At 74.3% G+C, this 16,518-nt stretch carries 13 protein-coding genes and 1 pseudogene; 5 read left to right on the forward strand and 9 right to left on the reverse strand.

The annotated features are described in order from the left end of the window. The first annotated feature begins 142 nt into the window (after positions 1 to 142). From M3673_RS12140 to M3673_RS12150, 3 genes are read left to right on the forward strand one after another with little or no spacing between them, the layout of a single operon-like run. A complete protein-coding gene (locus M3673_RS12140) occupies positions 143 to 1,432 on the forward strand; it encodes a citrate synthase (RefSeq protein WP_056863803.1) in 1,290 nt (429 codons plus the stop codon). Positions 1,433 to 1,434: 2 nt separating this feature from the next. Next, positions 1,435 to 2,088 (forward strand): HAD family phosphatase, encoded by a 654-nt coding sequence (locus M3673_RS12145; RefSeq protein ID WP_251533951.1) that lies wholly within the window; start codon positions 1,435 to 1,437, stop codon positions 2,086 to 2,088. After that, a complete protein-coding gene (locus M3673_RS12150) occupies positions 2,085 to 2,558 on the forward strand; it encodes a hypothetical protein (RefSeq protein ID WP_251533952.1) in 474 nt (157 codons plus the stop codon). Before M3673_RS12145 ends, M3673_RS12150 begins: the two co-directional genes overlap by 4 nt. Positions 2,559 to 2,587: 29 nt before the next feature. Here M3673_RS12150 and M3673_RS12155 read toward each other — a convergent pair whose 3' ends face one another. The 3 genes from M3673_RS12155 to M3673_RS12165 form a co-directional block, all read right to left on the reverse strand. Then, positions 2,588 to 3,910: a M1 family metallopeptidase gene (locus M3673_RS12155; RefSeq protein WP_251533953.1), complete on the reverse strand. Its 1,323-nt coding sequence runs from the start codon at positions 3,908 to 3,910 to the stop codon at positions 2,588 to 2,590. Next, a complete protein-coding gene (locus M3673_RS12160; protein ID WP_251533954.1) occupies positions 3,907 to 7,815 on the reverse strand; it encodes a Pls/PosA family non-ribosomal peptide synthetase in 3,909 nt (1,302 codons plus the stop codon). Before M3673_RS12160 ends, M3673_RS12155 begins: the two co-directional genes overlap by 4 nt. A gap of 69 nt (positions 7,816 to 7,884) precedes the next feature. Further along, positions 7,885 to 8,079 carry a hypothetical protein gene (locus M3673_RS12165; protein WP_251533955.1) on the reverse strand — a complete coding sequence of 65 codons (195 nt, stop codon included), beginning with the start codon at positions 8,077 to 8,079 and terminating at the stop codon, positions 7,885 to 7,887. Positions 8,080 to 8,270: 191 nt separating this feature from the next. Between M3673_RS12165 and M3673_RS12170 the strand changes: the two genes are divergently transcribed. Beyond that, on the forward strand, positions 8,271 to 8,672 hold the full coding sequence (locus M3673_RS12170) for a hypothetical protein (protein ID WP_251533956.1): 402 nt from the start codon (positions 8,271 to 8,273) through the stop codon (positions 8,670 to 8,672). A gap of 18 nt (positions 8,673 to 8,690) precedes the next feature. Here the strand turns inward: M3673_RS12170 and M3673_RS12175 are convergent, their stop codons facing one another. Continuing rightward, the gene (locus M3673_RS12175; protein WP_251533957.1) at positions 8,691 to 10,298 is read right to left on the reverse strand and encodes a long-chain-fatty-acid--CoA ligase; all 1,608 of its coding nucleotides are present in this window, start codon (positions 10,296 to 10,298) and stop codon (positions 8,691 to 8,693) included. A 118-nt stretch (positions 10,299 to 10,416) separates the two neighbouring features. Between M3673_RS12175 and M3673_RS12180 the strand changes: the two genes are divergently transcribed. Continuing rightward, complete coding sequence (locus M3673_RS12180) at positions 10,417 to 11,697, forward strand: S1C family serine protease (protein WP_193661326.1); 1,281 nt, start codon at positions 10,417 to 10,419, stop codon at positions 11,695 to 11,697. Between the two features lie 33 nt (positions 11,698 to 11,730). Here the strand turns inward: M3673_RS12180 and M3673_RS12185 are convergent, their stop codons facing one another. The 5 genes and pseudogenes from M3673_RS12185 to M3673_RS12205 form a co-directional block, all read right to left on the reverse strand. Beyond that, complete coding sequence (locus tag M3673_RS12185) at positions 11,731 to 12,810, reverse strand: GNAT family N-acetyltransferase (RefSeq protein ID WP_251533958.1); 1,080 nt, start codon at positions 12,808 to 12,810, stop codon at positions 11,731 to 11,733. Then, entirely contained in the window at positions 12,807 to 14,492 is a 1,686-nt protein-coding gene (locus M3673_RS12190; protein WP_251533963.1) for an ABC-F family ATP-binding cassette domain-containing protein, read from the reverse strand. The genes M3673_RS12185 and M3673_RS12190 overlap by 4 nt, the downstream gene beginning before the upstream one ends. Before the next feature lie 42 nt (positions 14,493 to 14,534). Next, a pseudogene (locus tag M3673_RS12195) lies at positions 14,535 to 15,200 on the reverse strand (GTP pyrophosphokinase family protein). 53 nt (positions 15,201 to 15,253) lie between these two features. Continuing rightward, positions 15,254 to 15,982, reverse strand: coding sequence for a lytic murein transglycosylase (locus tag M3673_RS12200; protein WP_251533965.1), 729 nt, complete (start codon positions 15,980 to 15,982; stop codon positions 15,254 to 15,256). A gap of 111 nt (positions 15,983 to 16,093) precedes the next feature. After that, entirely contained in the window at positions 16,094 to 16,501 is a 408-nt protein-coding gene (locus M3673_RS12205; protein WP_056863794.1) for a VOC family protein, read from the reverse strand. Positions 16,502 to 16,518 lie beyond the last annotated feature (17 nt).

Genomic DNA, 16,518 nt, shown 5'->3' on the forward strand with positions numbered 1-16,518 from the left:
TAGGCGCGCGCGGGCGACGGGGTCAAAACGCCCCGGGCGGGGACCGCGTGGCGCCCGTCGCTCACCCGCAGGGGTGGCCTCGCGACCCGGGTCGTGGACACCGGGTTCCGCGTGTCACGAGACGACGGATACGTTAAGACGCGTGACTGATTCTCTGACCGTCCGTGACAACCGCACCGGACAGGAGTACGACGTCCCGATCCTCGACGGCACCATCAAGGCCGCCGACCTCGGGAAGATCAAGACCGCCGAGGACACCCCCGGCCTGGCCGTCTACGACCCGGGCTTCGTCAACACGGCGTCCTGCCGCAGCTCCGTCACCTACATCGACGGCGAGAAGGGCATCCTGGAGTACCGGGGCTACCCCATCGAGCAGCTGGCGGAGAAGTCGTCCTTCCTCGAGGTGGCCTACCTCCTGATCCACGGCGCCCTGCCGACCAAGGCGGAGTACGACGCGTGGGTGCACGAGATCACCTACCACACCTTCGTCCACGAGAACGTGAAGACCTTCATGCAGGGCTTCCGCTACGACGCCCACCCGATGGGCATGCTCATGGCCTCGGTGGGCGCGCTGTCGACCTTCTACCCCGACGCCCGCAACATCAGCGACGCCGACAACCGGCACATGCAGATCGTGCGCATGATCGCGAAGATGCCGACGCTGGGCGCCTGGTCGTTCCGCCACGCGCAGGGCAAGCCCTACGTCTACCCCGACAACGACCTCAGCTACACCGCCAACTTCCTCTCCATGCTCTTCAAGATGAGCGAGTCGAAGTACGAGGCCGACCCGCGCCTGGTCAAGGCCCTCGACGTGCTCTTCATCCTCCACGCCGACCACGAGCAGAACTGCTCGACCAACGCCGTGCGCTCGGTCGGCTCCTCGCAGGTCGACCCCTACTCCGCGGTCGCCGCGGGCGTCGGCGCCCTCTACGGCCCGCTGCACGGCGGCGCCAACGAGGCCGTGCTGCGCATGCTCAAGCGCATCGGGTCGAAGGAGAACATCCCGGCCTTCATCCAGGGCGTCAAGGACGGCAACGAGCGGCTGATGGGCTTCGGCCACCGGGTCTACAAGAACTTCGACCCCCGCGCCACGATCATCAAGAAGGCCTGCGACGACGTCTTCGAGGTCACCGGGGTCAACCCGCTCCTCGAGATCGCCAAGGAGCTGGAGAAGATCGCGCTCGAGGACGAGTACTTCATCAAGCGCAAGCTCTACCCCAACGTCGACTTCTACTCGGGGCTGATCTACGAGGCCTTCCAGTTCCCCCCGGAGATGTTCACCGTGCTGTTCGCGATCGGCCGCACCCCCGGCTGGCTGGCCCAGTGGCTCGAGCTGGTCCAGGACAAGGAGCAGAAGATCGCCCGGCCCAAGCAGATCTACACCGGCGACCGGACCCTCGACTTCGTCCCCGCCTCGGAGCGCTGGGCCTGACCTTGGCCCCCTCCCCCGCACGACCCACGACCCCCGCCGGCCCGCCGGCGGGGGTCGTCTGGGACCTGGGCAACGTCATCGTCGACTGGGACGCCTCCGCGGCGATCGCGGCCGGCGTCGGCGCCGAGGAGGCCGCCCGCTTCCTGGCCGCCGACGACTTCGACTTCATGGCGTGGAACCACGGCTGCGACGCCGGCGGGTCCTGGGACGACGCCGAGGCCGCGGTGGCCGCCTCGCACCCGCGCTGGGCCGAGCACGCCCGCTCCTACCGGCGCCACTTCGCGGCCTCGCTGCGCGGCGAGGTGCCCGGCACCGCCGACCTGCTGCGCGAGCTGCACGCCGCCGGGGTGCCGATGTGGGGGCTGACCAACTGGTCCCACGAGCTCTACCCCCACGCACCGCGCCTCTTCGACGTGCTGGGCCTGCTCGAGGACGTCGTGGTGTCGGGCACCGAGGGCGTGGCCAAGCCCGACCCCCGCGTCTACCGCATCGTGGAGCGGCGCGCCGGGCTGCCCCTCGCACGCCTGGCCTTCGTCGACGACCGCGCCGACAACGTCGCGGCTGCGAGCGCGCTGGGCATGCACGGGCTGGTCTTCACCGACGCCGACGCCCTGCGCGCCGACCTGCGCGCCCTGGGCCTGCCGCTGCGGGCGTGAGCGCGCCCGCGGTGCTGGTGCGCGTCGACGCCCTGTGGCGTCCCGGCCTCGACCGGGCCGGGCTGCGCGCCGCGGCGGAGTCGCTGGCCGGCCCGGTCACGCGGCTGTGCCCGCGCTGCGCGGGCACCGACCACGGCCGCCCGCGCACCGCCGGTGGCGCGCTGTCACTGGCGTACGCCGCGGGCCTCGTGGTGCTGGCCCGCGCGGAGGGCACCGGGCTGCGGCTCGGTGTCGACGTGGAGCCCGACCCCGGTGTCGGCCCGACGCCGGCGGGGCTGGCCGACCGCGCCGCGTGGACGCGCGCCGAGGCGGTGCTCAAGGCCACCGGCGAGGGCCTGCACCGTGACCCGACGTCCGTGCGCGCCGACGAGGCCTGGACCACCGCCCTGCCGCTGCCGCCCGGCTGGGCCGGCACCCTCGCGGTGCTGCCCGCGCGGCCGGTCGAGGTCCGGTGGCGCGAGCACCGCTGAGCGTGGCCCGGCAGCCTCGGCCGGCAGGCTCAGGCCGGTAGGTCGGGCAGGGCGGTCTCGTGGAGCCAGGGGCGCAGCAGCGCGGCGACGTCGTGGCCGGTGGCGGCGCCGGCGTGGGCCAGGAAGTCGTCGGTGACCACGGAGCCGCCGGCGTGCTCGGCCACCCAGGAGCGCAGCAGGGCGAAGAACGCCTCGTCGCCCACCGTCAGCCGCAGCGCGTGGAGGGTGAGCGCGCCGCGCTTGTAGACCCGGTCGTCGAACATCAGCTCCGGGCCCGGGTCGCTGAGCAGCAGGTCGTGGTCGAGCTCGGCCAGCCGGGCGTGGTGGTGGCGGGCGTGCTCGTCGGCGCTCTCGCCACCGGACTCCTGCGACCACAGCCACTCGCTGTAGCAGGCGAAGCCCTCGTGCAGCCAGATGTCGCGCCACCGGCGCAGGGTGACGGCGTTGCCGAACCACTGGTGGGCCAGCTCGTGGGCGATGAGGCGGGTGGCGTCCCAGTCGCCGCGCACGAGGTTGCGCCCGAAGGTCGACAGGCTCTGGCTCTCCAGCGGGATCTCGAGGTCGTCGGCGGTGACGACCACGGCGTAGCCGTCGAAGGGGTAGGGCCCGAAGAGGCGCTCGAAGACCTCGACCATCTCGTGCTGGCGGCCGAAGGCGGCGACGTAGTCGTCCTCGTCGAGGTCCTCGGGCGCGACCACCCGCAGCGGGGTGCCCGAGGCCGGACGCCCCAGGAGCTGCCAGTCGGTGTAGCGCCCGATCTGGGCCGTGGCCAGGTAGGTGGCCATCGGCTCGGACTGCTCGAAGACCCACGTCTCGCTCGACCCGCCCCGGCGGTGCTCGCGCAGCACGCCGTTGGCGACGACGTGGTAGCCCGCGGTGACGCGGAAGGTCATCCGGTAGGACGCCTTGTCGTCGGGGCGGTCGTTGCAGGGGAACCAGGTCGGAGACCCGTGCGGCTGGGCCGCCACGATGACGCCGTCGGTCAGCTCCTCCCAGCCGGCGTCGCCGAGGTGGCGCTCGACCACGGGCCGCGGGCTGCCGGAGTAGCGCACGACCACGGTGAGCAGGGTGTCGGGGGCGACCTCGTCGTCGAGGGTCAGCACGACCCGGCCCGAGCGGGCGGAGTGCTTGGCCAGCCGCGCACCGGTGACACGGACCTTGTCGACGCGCAGGTGGGCCAGGTCGAGCACGAGCCGCCGGGTCGCCTCGAGCACCCTCACCGAGAGCGTGGCCTGCCCGGTGAGCCGGTTGCCCTCGACGGCGTAGGTCAGGTCGAGGTCGTAGTGGCGCACGGCGTAGGCGGGGTCGCCGTGGCCGGGCAGGTAGTCGTCGGCGGTCGGCAGGCCCCTCACGAGGAGGCCTCGCCGGCGGCCCACGGGCCGATCGGGTTGCCGATCCAGATCGTCTTGTCGGGCACCGACTCACCCCTCATCACCAAGGACACCGGGCCGACCGTAGCGTGCCGGCCGATGCTGGCCGCGGGCAGGATCACCGAGTTGGGCCCGAGCGTGCCGCCCCGGCGCACCCGCACCCGGTCGGTCGCCAGCAGCCGGTCGTGGAAGAGGTGGGTCTGCACCACGCTGCCCTGGTTGACCGTGGCCCCGTCGCCGAGCTCGACCAGGTCGGCCTCGGGCAGCCAGTAGGTCTCGCACCACACCCCGCGGCCCACGGTGGAGCCCATCGAGCGGAACCACGCGGTGAGCAGGGGCGTGCCCGTGGCCAGCCGGGCGAACCACGGCGCGGCCACCACCTCCACGAAGGTGTCGGCCAGCTCGTTGCGCCACACGAAGGAGCTCCACAGCGGGTGGGTGCCGCTGCGGTGACGGCCCACCAGCAGCCACTTCGTCGCGGTGGCGAGCGCGGCCGCCACGAGGCCGCCGGCCACCAGCAGCGGCACCAGGGCGAGGACGACCGCCACGAGGACCGCCGCTCCCCCGCCCGGCCCCGTGACCGCGTCGGCCGCGGCGAGGGCGAGCAGCCCGACCGCCGCGTGGAGCAGCACCGTGCAGGCCAGCGGCACCACACGCGCCGCCTCCCACAGGGCGCGCGCGACCCGCAGCCGGGTCGGCGGGGCGTAGGTGCGGGCGTCGTCGGCCGCGCCCGTCGTACGCCGCAGGGCCGCGGGCGGGCTGCCCAGCCACGACTCCCCCGCGCGCGCGGTCTTGCGGTTGGGCGCGGCCGAGAGCACCGCGACCAGTGCCCGCTTGGGCACCTTGCGACCCGGGGCGGCCATGCCGGAGTTGCCGACGAAGGCCCGCTTGCCGATCTTGACCCGCTCGACGCGCAGCCAGCCCCCGCCGAGCTCGTAGCCGCCGATGAGGGTGTCGTCGGCGAGGAAGGCCAGGTCGTTGACGGTGGTCAGCGCCGGCACCATCAGCACCGTCGAGGCCTCGACGTCGGCGCCGACCCGGGCGCCGAGCAGGCGCAGCCACGCCGGGGTGAGCGTCGAGGAGTACAGCGGGAAGAGCCACGTGCGGGCCTCGTCGAGGACCCGCACCGTGGCCCACACGCCCAGGGCGGCGCGGCTGCGCACGGGGTAGACCCCCGGGCTCAGCCCGAGCGCCGCCAGGCGCACCACGCCCAGCACGAGCGCGGCCAGCACGAGCAGACCCACCAGCGTGCCCGGCACCAGCCAGGCCAGCAGCGCGCCGAGCAGGTCGAAGGGTCCGGTGACGGCGCTCAGGTCCGCGCCCAGCAGCGCCACCAGGGCTCCGGCCCCGATGGCCAGCGCCGGGAGCAGGCCGAGCGCGACCGCCACGGCGGCGTAGGCCACGACCCAGGCCGCCGAGCTCGCCGGGCGCTCCGACCAGGGGCCGCGTGCGGCGCCCGAGACCCGGGTGGCCGGGGCCCCGGACCAGAACTCCCCGTCGGGCACGACGCCGACGACGGCGGAGCCCGGCGCCACCTCGGCGTCGTCGCCGACGCGGGCGCCGGGGCAGAGCATCGAGCGGGTGCCGACGCGGGCACGCCGGCCCACCCTCACCTCGCCGAGGTGGAGCACGTCGCCGTCGACCCAGTAGCCGGTGAGGTCGACCTCCGGCTCCACCGAGCAGCCGGCGCCCAGGCGCAGGAAGCCGGTGACCGGCGGCACCGAGTGCAGGTCGGCGTGGCGGCCCACGCGGGCGCCGAGCAGCCGGGCGTACCACGTGATGAGCGGGGCGCCGCTGAGCGCGGTGGCCCCGAGCTGGTCGACCATGCGCTCGGCGGCCCAGACCCGCAGGTGCACCTTGCCGCCGCGCGGGTAGTCGCCCGGGGTGATGCCGCGCAGCCAGAGCCGCGCCGCGCCGGCGGCCAGCACCATCCGGCCCGGAGGCGTCAGCACCAGCAGGGCGGCCGGGCCCAGCAGCCACCACGGGGCGGTGGGGAGCCCCCCGACGTCGCGCAGGTCGTGGACCAGGGTGCTGGCGGCCAGCAGCCACACCGCCCACCGCGGCGCGGCCAGCGCCCGCAGCGCCACGACCGCCGCCACCTGCCCGGCCTGGGTCTTGAGCGGGATCGGGGGCACCAGCCGGTCCTGGGCGTTGTCGACGCCGGCGTCCATCGAGTCGACGAAGTCGGCCAGCCCGCCCAGCGTCGGGTGGTCGTAGACGTCGCCGACCGCGACGTCGGGGTGCTCGCGGCGCAGCAGCGTGACGACCTGCGCGGCGGTGAGGCTGCCGCCGCCGACGTCGAAGAAGTCCTCCTCGCGGCGGGTGACCGAGGCGCCGAGCACCTCGTTCCACAGCTCGGCGATCCGCGCGGCGGTGCCGGTCAGCCCCGACTCCTGCGGCGACGCGGCGCTGAGCGGCCACGGCAGGGCGTCGCGGTCGACCTTGCCCGAGGTGCGGGTGGGGATGTCGTCGACGACGGCCAGGCGCGGCACGAGCGCCGCCGGCAGGTCGCGGCGCAGCGCGGCCACCGCCGCGGCCGCGTCGTAGCGCTCGTCGACGGTGACGTAGCCGACCAGCAGCTGGTTGCCCGTGCGGGAGCGGCGTACGGCGGCCGCCGCCCCGACGACCCCGGGCAGGGCGAGCAGCGCCGAGTCGACCTCGCCGAGCTCGATGCGGCGACCGCCGAGCTTGACCTGGTCGTCGGCGCGGCCGCCGAAGAGCAGGCCGGCCGGGTCGTGGACCACGAGGTCGCCGGAGCGGTAGGCCCGCTCCCAGCCCAGCGTCGGCATCGGGGCGTACTTCTCGGCGTCCTTGACCGGGTCGAGGTAGCGGGCCAGCCCGACGCCGCCGATGATCAGCTCGCCGGTCTCCCCCACCGGCACCTCGTGACCGTCGGCGTCGACGACGGCGAGGTCCCAGCCGTCGAGCGGCAGCCCGATCCGCACCGGCCCCTCGGCGCCGACGAGGGCGCCGCAGGCCACCACGGTGGCCTCGGTGGGGCCGTAGGTGTTCCACACCTCCCGGCCCTCGCGGGCCAGCCGGGCGGCCAGCTCCGGCGGCAGCGCCTCGCCGCCGAGGATGACCATGCGCACGCGCTCGAGGGCCTCGTCGGGCCAGAGGCTGACCAGGGTGGGCACGGTGGAGACGAGGGTGATGCGGTTGGCGGCCAGCCACGGCCCGACGTCCATGCCGCTCTTGACCAGCGCACGGGGCGCGGGCACGAGCGTGCCGCCGTAGCGCCAGGCCAGCCACATCTCCTCGCAGCTGGCGTCGAAGGCGACGCTGAGCCCGGCCATCACCCGGTCGTGCGGGCCGATCGGGTCGTCCTGGAGGAACATCCGCGACTCGGCGTCGACGAAGGCCGCGGCGTTGCGGTGGCTCACGGCCACGCCCTTGGGGGTGCCGGTGGAGCCGGAGGTGAAGATGACCCAGGCGTCGTCGTCGTGAGCCGGGTCCTCGCGCTCGCGGGGTGCGGCCGCGCGGCGTGGCTCGATCGCCAGGTCGGCGCCCACGACGGCGGCGACGTCGGCCTCGCCGAAGACCAGCCGGGCCCGCTCGTCGGGGTCGTCGGCGTCGACGGGCACGTAGGCCGCGCCCACGAGCAGGGTGGCCATGATCGCGATGTAGAGGTCGGTCGTGCCGCTGGGCAGGCGGACCCCGACCCTGTCGCCGCGGCCCACGCCGAGCGAGGCCAGCTCGTCGGCCACCTCGTCGGCGGCCTCGGCGAACTCGAGGTAGGTCAGCTGCTCCGCGCCGCTGTCGAGCGCCGTGGCGTCCGGGAAGGTCGCCACCGTGGTGCGGAAGACGTCGACCAGGGTCCGGGGGGCGGGCGCCGCCGCGCCGCGGCGCAGGGCGCTCGTCGGGGCGGTGCTCGTCGTGTCGCTCACGGGGCGGAGGCTGTCGCAGCCAGGTGAACGGCCGGTGTCGGGTCCGAGGGCTGGGCGCCCCGCGGACCGTCACAGACCGCGGCGGATCGCCCCGTCGGTGATCAGCTTGTCGCGGGTGAAGTCGTCGGCCGGGAGGTCGGGGTTGCGCGCCATGGCCCCGCGCAGCTGGCGGGCCAGCTCGGGGGCGTCGCCCAGGATCGGGCGACGTTGACCACGGTCGCCGCGAGCGCCGCCACCGTCAGCACCAGGACGATCAGGCGCCACCGCGGCGTCGAGCGGATGGTGCGGTTCTCCACGACGGTCTCCTCCGGTCAGCCCAGGCGGCTGCGGGCACTGTGCGGACCTCGTGAGGGACCACGCGGACACGGTCCACGACGTCGGCCGCGTTTCCTGGGGGCCTCGCGGGCACGGCCTACGGCACCACCGCCGACGGGCTCGCGCTCACCCTCGACGCGATGGCCGTGATGGTCACCGGGCTGGCCGGCGGTGTGGAGGCCGCCGGAGGAGTGGTCGGGGGCGTGCGGTCGACGGTCCGCGACACGATCGCCGACATCGTGGGCGCCATCGGCTCCTTGGTGGTGAAGTTCCTCTCCGTGGTCTTCGCCCCCGACGCGATCCGGTCCCTGACGACCAAGGTCGCCAGCCTCGCCGCCACGATCGGGAAGTTCGTCGACGACCTCATCGTGTCGATGGGGCGCTTCGGGGACCTGCTCGACGACCTCCTCGACATGGCCCGCACCACCGGGCAGAACCTGGTGAAGTTCGAGGACGCCTGGAGCAGCGCCACGCTCAAGACGCCGGACATCGCCCTCAACGGCGCCACCCAGCTCTCCCAGCTCGACGACGACAACCCCTGAGCGCGACCGGCCGGGCGGTCAGTTGACCGCCCGGTCGCGACCCTCCCAGTAGGGAGCGCGCAGCGAGCGCTTGAGGATCTTGCCCGTGGGGTTGCGCGGGAGCAGGTCGAGGATGTCCACGGACTTGGGGCACTTGAAGTGCGCGAGGTGCTCGCGGCAGTGGGCGATGAGCTCCTCCGGCGTCGCCGAGGCGCCCTCCCTGAGCGACACCACGGCCTTGACCGCCTCGCCCCAGGTGTCGTCGGGCACCCCGATGATGGCGACCTCCATCACCGCGGGGTGCTCGGCCAGCACGCGCTCGATCTCAGGGCTGTAGATGTTCTCCCCGCCCGAGATGATCATGTCCTTGAGCCGGTCCTCGACGAAGACGTAGCCACCGTCGTCGACCCGGCCCATGTCGCCGGTGCGGAACCAGCCGTCGGCCGTGACGACCTCGGCGGTGGCCTCGGGCTTGTTCAGGAAACCCTTCATCAGCTGCGGCGTGCGCAGCCAGATCTCGCCGTGCTCGCCCACCGGGAGGTCCTCCAGCGTGGCCGGGTCGACGATGCGCACCTCGACGCCGGGCACCGGGCGCCCCGCCGAGACCAGCCGCTCCGGGTGCTCGGGGTCGCGGTGGTCCTCGGGCATGAGGTGGGTGGCGACGCCCGCGACCTCGGTGAGGCCGTAGACCTGGATGAAGTCGGTGTCGGGCCAGGCCTGCATCGCCGCGCGCAGCAGCGGGGGCGGCATCGGCGCCGCGCCGTAGGTGTAGGTGCGCAGCGCGCCGAAGAGCTTGACCGCGTCGGGGCCCGCCTGCAGGACCTGGGCCAGCACGGCGGGCACGAGGAAGGTGCGGTTGGCGCCGGCCATGATCGCTCCGGCCAGGGAGGCGCCGTCGGGCTCGCGGGTCATCACGCTGGGGATGCCGTCGTGGATGCCGAAGAGCACGTAGGACGAGCCGCCGACGTGGAAGAGCGGCATGGCCACCATGGACTTGTCACCGGGCTCGAACTCCCAGCCGTCGTGGGCGTTGACGGTGTGGGCGACCATGTTGGCGTGGGTCAGCATGACTCCCTTGGGGCGCCCGGTCGTGCCGGAGGAGTAGAGCACCAGGCAGGTGTCGTCGGGCGTGACGGCCGGGTCGCGGTCGACCGGGGTGGCGGCGGCCAGCATGGCCTCGTAGGCGTCGCCCTCGGCCCCGTCGGTGGTCACCTCGACGACGTGCTCCACGCCGCTCAGCCGCTCGCGGACCCGCTCGAGCAGCGGCACCAGCTCGGAGCCCACCACGACGACCGTGGCCCCCGAGTCGTTGACGGCGTAGTCGACCTCGTCGGGCGCCAGGCGCCAGTTGACGACGGCGTTGGCCGCGCCCAGCATCGCGGCGGCGAGGGAGACCTCGACGCAGGCCGGGTGGTTCTTGTCGAGGAAGGCCACGACGTCGCCGCGACCGACGCCGAGGTCGCGCAGCGCCCCCGCGGCGCGGCGCACCCGGTCGTGCCACTGCGACCACGTCCAGGTGCGGCCGAGGTAGGTCATGCACTCGCCGTCGGGGTCCACCGACGCCCAGTGGGCCAGCCGGTCGTCGACGAAGACGGCCGTGGGGGCGGGGCGGGAGGACGTGGTCTCGGGCGTCGCCGTGGCACTCATGGCCCAGATTGTGACCGAGAGCACAGTCAGTCACAAGGGTCCGTCGCGTGCCGGCTTCTTCCCCCGCCAACAGGGCCGTCTCAGCCTGGTCACAGGGTGGCTGAGCACAGTCGTCACCATGAACGACTTCCCTCGCGACGAGCAGCCCGCCGGCCCCACCCGCCCCGACCAGCCGGCCTGGTCCGCCCCGGCCGGCCCGCCGCCGCCCCCGCCGTACGCCGGGTCGACGGCCGTGGCCGAGCGGCCGCGGCGCGGGCGCACCGTGTTCGCGGCCGGCCTGCTCACCGCCGCGCTCGTCGTGGGCGGCGGCGCCGGTCTCGGCGGTGCGGCGGTCTGGTCCTCGCTCAGCGACGACGCCACGGGCGGGTCGGCGTCCGGGGCCTCGACGGCGAGCACCACCTCGCAGGTGGTCGACACCCCCGAGGACCCCGGCGAGCAAGGCACGGTGCAGCAGGTGGCCCAGGAGGTGCTGCCCTCGGTGGTCAAGATCGAGGTGCAGGGCGCCCAGGAGTCCGGCTCCGGCTCGGGCATCGTGCTCAGCTCCGACGGCCAGATCCTCACCAACAACCACGTGGTCGAGGTGGCCGGCGACTCGGGCACCATCCAGGTCGACTTCAACGACGGTTCGACGGCGCTGGCCGAGATCGTCGGCACCGACCCGCTCACCGACACCGCCGTGATCCAGGCCCAGGACGTCAGCGGCCTGACCCCCGCCACCATCGGCTCCTCCGACGACCTCCAGGTCGGGCAGGGCGTCGTGGCCATCGGCTCGCCCTACGGCCTCGACGCCACCGTCACCAGCGGCATCGTGAGCGCACTCGACCGCCCGGTCGACGTCGGCTCCGACAGCGAGGGCAACACCACCGCCTACCCCGCCGTGCAGACCGACGCGGCGATCAACCCCGGCAACAGCGGCGGCCCGCTGGTCGACATGTACGGCCACGTCGTCGGCATCAACTCCTCCATCCGCACCGCCGGCAGCGGCTCGAGCTCGCCCTTCGGCGAGACCGCCGAGGGCGGCTCGATCGGCCTCGGGTTCGCGATCCCGATCGACGAGGTCATGCCGATCGTGGAGCAGATGGTCGACGGCGAGACGCCCACCCACGCCCGGCTCGGCATCACCGTGAGCGACGTGCGCGCCGAGGGCGGCTCGACCGCGGCCGTCGTCGACGGCGCCCAGGTGCAGGAGATCGGCGACGGCTCGACGGCCGGCGACGCGGGCCTGCAGGCCGGCGACGTGATCACCCGCATCGACGACACCGCCATCTCGGGCTCCGACTCGCTCATCGCCACCATCCGCTCCTACCGCCCCGGCGACACCGTCACCGTGACCTACGTGCGCGACGGCGAGGAGCAGACCACCGACCTCGAGCTCGACTCCGACGCCACCACCTCCTGACCCCGTCGCGACCGGAGGTCAGTCACCGGGAGGTCAGTCACCGGGAGGTCGGTCACCACGAGGGAGTCGGCGCTGGAAGGCGCCGGCTCCCTCGGCCGCGCGGAAGCCGAGGGCGTCGTTGACCGCCACCATCGGCGCGTTGGCGTCGGCGTTCCAGGTCAGCACGCGGCGCACGGAGGGGTCGGTGGCCTGCAGCAGCCGCAGGTTGGCCGTCTTGACCGCCAGCCCGAGCCGGTGGCCGCGGTGCTCCCGGCGCACCAGGGTGCCCCACTGGAAGGCCCGGCCCGGCTCGTGGCGGCCGGTGACCAGGTCGGTGTAGGCGACCACGTCGCCGTCGGCGTCGAGCGCGACGGTGCCGATCCTCGTGCGGCCCTGACGGCGCTGCACCTCCTCGGCCTCGCGCACCCCGGCGGGGTCGGCGGTCCCGGGCTCGCGGTCGAGGTCGCCGGTCGGGGCGTCGGACTCCACCCGGGCGCTCGCCTCGGCCCACCCCCGCAGCAGCTCCTCGGGCACCGGCCCCACGAAGGAGCGCAGCGTGTGGTCCGGGTGGTGCGTGGCCGCCTGCTCGCCGAGGACCGCCAGGCGGTCGGGGTCGACGGGCAGCTCGAGCGTGCGCAGCACCTCGACCAGCCCGAGCTCGAAGCGGTGGCGGCGCAGGAACGCCGGTCCCGCCTCCGTGGCCCCGTCGTCCGCGGCCCCCGCGGGCCACCAGGTCCGGGCCTGCACGACGCTGCGCCCGCGCTCGCGCGCGACCCCGAGCAGGTGCTCGAGCACGGCGGAGCCGTGGCCGCGGCGCCGGTGCGCCGGGGCCGTGCCCACCTCGACCTCGGCGGTGTCGAGGTTGTCGCGCAGGCTCGCGCCGATCCACCCCGTGGCCACCACCTCCCCGCCCACCAGCCCGGCGAAGGCGCTCGCCCGCCGGGTCCGGCTCGCGCCCGCCACCTGACCCTGCAGCTGCAGGCGCAGCTCCTCGCGCCGCCACGGCGTCGCGAGCTCCTCGTGCCCGTGGCGCTGGGCGGCCTCGTAGGTCGCGTGCCACGGGTCGAAGGACCCCGGGTCGAAGGGGTCGACCTCCACCACCGTCAGCGCGCCCGACGCCGCGGCCTCGCTCACCGGGCGCGCTCCACGCGTCCCTCGTCCCACACCGGCCCGTCGGACTCGTAGACGTCGCCGTCGGCGCCGTAGACCAGGAACCGGTCGAAGCCGCGCGCGAACCAGCGGTCGTGGGTGACGGCCAGCACCGTGCCCTCGAAGGCCTCCAGCCCCTCCTCCAGCGCCTCGGCCGACTGCACGTCGAGGTTGTCGGTGGGCTCGTCGAGCAGCAGCAGCGTGGCGCCGGAGAGCTCGAGGAGCAGGATCTGGAAGCGGGCCTGCTGCCCGCCGGAGAGCGACTCGAAGCGCTGCTCCGCGGCGTGGGCCAGCTCGTAGCGGTCGAGCACCCGGGCGGCCTGCTCGCGCCCCATGCCGGCGCGGCGCTCGTCGCCGCGGTGCAGCACCTCCACGAGCGTGCGCCCGACCAGCTCGGGGTGGTCGTGGGTCTGCACGAACCAGCCCGGCCGCACGCGCGCCCCCAGGCGGGCCAGCCCGCGGTGGCGCACGGGCTCGATGACCACGTCGCCCACCGGGCGGTGCTCGACGTCGGGGTCGGTGCCGCCCGCGGCGAGCAGGCGCAGGAAGTGCGACTTGCCCGAGCCGTTGGAGCCGAGCACGGCCACGCGCTCGCCGTACCAGACCTCGAGGTCGAAGGGGTGCATCAGACCGGAGAGCTCCAGGCCCTCGCAGACGACGGCGCGCTTGCCGGTGCGCCCGCCCTTGAGCCGCATCGTGACCTGCTGCTCGCGGGGCTGGTCGGCCGGCGGTCCGGCCTCCTCGAACTTGCGCAGCCGGGTCTGCGCCGCGCGGTACTGCGAGGCCAGGCCGTCGTTGTACTCCGCCTTGATCTTGTAGCGCAGCACGAGCGCCTTGAGCTTGGCGTGCTCCTCGTCCCACCGGCGGCGCAGCTCCTCGAAGCGCAGGAACCGGTCCTTGCGCGCCTGGTGGTAGGAGGAGAAGCCGCCCGGGTGGGTCCACACCGTGTTGCCGGCGGCGCCGAGCTCGACGGTCACGACGCGGGTGGCGGTGTTGTCGAGCAGCTCGCGGTCGTGGCTGATCATGAGGATCGTCTTGTCGGACTCGCGGATGCGCTGCTCCAGCCAGATCTTGCCCGGCACGTCGAGGTAGTTGTCGGGCTCGTCGAGCAGCAGCACCTGGTCGGGCCCGCGCAGCAGCAGCTCGAGCACGAGGCGCTTCTGCTCCCCGCCGGAGAGGGTCGCCAGCTCGCGGTACTTCGCGCGGTCGAAGGGCACGGCCAGCGCCGCGGTGGTGCAGACGTCCCAGGTGACCTCGGCGTCGTAGCCCCCGGCGTCGGCGTACTCCCCCAGCGCCGTGGCGTAGGCCATCTGCGTGGCCTCGTCGTCGCTCTCCATCAGCGCCAGCTCGAGGCGGTCGACCTCGGCGGCCGCCGCGCGCACGCGGGGGCTCGACACGCTGAGCAGCAGGTCGGCCACCGTGGGGGCCTCGCCGAGGTCCTTGCCGACCATCTGCCGCATCACGCCGAGACCGCCGGAGCGGGTCACGACCCCGCCGTGGGGCACCAGGTCGCCGGTGATGAGGCGCAGCAGCGTCGTCTTGCCCGCGCCGTTGGCACCGACGAGCGCGACCTTGGCCCCCTCGCCCACCCGGAACGACACGTCGTCGAGCAGCACCCGCCCGTCCGGCAGCTCGTAGCGCACCCCGGCGACATCCACGTGACCCACGACGAGCCATTGTCCGGCACGCGCGGCCGCGGGGCACCTTCTTTAGCGCCCGGCCTCGTGCCCCCCGGCCTCGTGCCCCCTGACCTCGTGGTGGAGCCGCTCCATCGTCGCGTCGAGGGCGTAGGAGGTCTCGGCGGCCTCGGCGAGCCCGTCCAGGAGCTCCCGCGGCACGTCCTGGCGGTACTTGTAGAAGATCTTGTGCTCCAGGCTGGCCCAGAAGTCCATCGCGATGGTGCGGAACTGCACCTCGACGACCACCGGCACCGGGCCCCCGGAGAGGAACACCGGCACCTCGAGCAGCGCGTGCAGCGAGCGGTAGCCGTTGGCCTTGGGCGTGGTGATCTAGTCGCGCACCTCCAGCACGGTCAGGTCGCGGTGCTCGGCCAGCAGGTCGGAGACCCGGCGCACGTCGGAGAGGAAGCTGCAGGTCACGCGGACGCCGGCGACGTCGGTGACCGTGCGCCGGATCGAGTCCAGGGACCCGTCGTCGCACCCCTTGCGGCGCATCTTCTCGGCCAGGCTGGCCGGCGACTTGAGCCGGGAGGAGACGTTCTCGATGGGGTTGTAGTCGTGCAGGTGGGCGAACTCGTCGCGCAGGATCTCGAGCTTGGTGACGATCTCCTCCATGCCGAACTTGTACTCCAGCATGAACCGGCGGAAGTCCTGACCGGGCTCGCCCAGCAGCTCCTCCCACGACTCCGCGACCATGGCGGTCACTCTAGGGCGCCCGCCTGTGACGGCTCTCAGGCTCCGGCCCGGGCTCAGGCCCCGGCGTCCCGGGCGTACGCCGACGCGGCGGCGTGCACGGCGTCGACGTACTCGCGCGAGGGGTTGTAGGTCAGCACCGCCGCCTCCCAGGTCTCCAGGCCGGTGAGGTCCTCGCCCGCCGCGCACAGGTAGCGCGCCGCCCCGAGCGCGGCGTCGTCGAGGTCGCGGGGGTCGGCCGCGCCGTCGCCGTCGCCGTCGGCCCCCCACGGCTCCCAGGTGGTCGGCAGGAACTGCATCGGCCCCACGGCGTGCTCCCACACGGTGTCGCCGTGCCAGCGCGCCGACCCGCCGGTGGCGCGGATGGCCGCGAACCCGCCCGACCCGTCGAGCGCCGGGCCGAGGATCGTGCTCGAGGAGCGCCCGTCGGCGCCGAGCGTGCGACCGCCGAGCGTGCCGTGCTGCGACTCCACCCAGCCGATGCCGGCCAGGGTGGTCCACCCGACCCGGCAGCCGGGGTCGGCGAGCTGGGCGTCGGCGTAGGCGCGCAGCGCGGGCACCGGGATGCCGGTGGCCCGCGCCGTGCGGGTCAGCCAGCGCTGCTCGACGAGCTGCCCGGCCGAGCGGGCACGCTCCGGCGGGGTGGGCGCGGCGACGTAGTCGGCACCCGGCGTCAGGTCGAGCACCCGCTCGGGGGCGTAGAGGCGCGAGGCGGCGAGGGCGAGCAGGCACACGACGGCGAGCAGTCCCGCCAGTCGCACCACCGCCCGGGGCGGGCGGCTCACCCGCGACGGCGGCGCGCGAGGGCGCAGCCGGGCACGGGGAGGTTCACGGGACCATCATGGACCGACTCGGCCCCGACGGCGCTCAGCACCCGCCGGGACGCCGCCGACCGGTCAGGCCGGGCCCGCCTCGTCGTCGAGCTCGGCGAGGCTGCGCAGGAGGCAGAACTCGTTGCCCTCGGGATCGGCCAGCACGACCCACCCGCTGCCCGGGCCGTGGATGCCCCGACGGTCGGCGACGACCGTGGCGCCGTGGGCGAGCAGCGTCCCCAGCTCCGCCTCGCGGGTGGCCGAGCGGGGGCGCAGGTCGAGGTGCAACCGGTTCTTGACCCGGCGGACGTCGGGCACCTCGATGAAGAGCAGCCGGTGCCCGCTGCCGGGGTCGCGGATCATGCACTCCTCGTGGCCGGGCAGGTTGGGGTCGCCCTCGAGGTCGACGTAGCCCAGCACGGGCTTCCACCACTCGGAGAGGGCGTACGCGTCGGCGCAGTCGACGCTGGTGTGGGAGACGAAGGCGGTCACCCGCCCAGGATGGCAGC

This window comes from Nocardioides sp. P86 (assembly GCF_023712465.1).
Lineage (GTDB): Bacteria > Actinomycetota > Actinomycetes > Propionibacteriales > Nocardioidaceae > Nocardioides > Nocardioides kribbensis.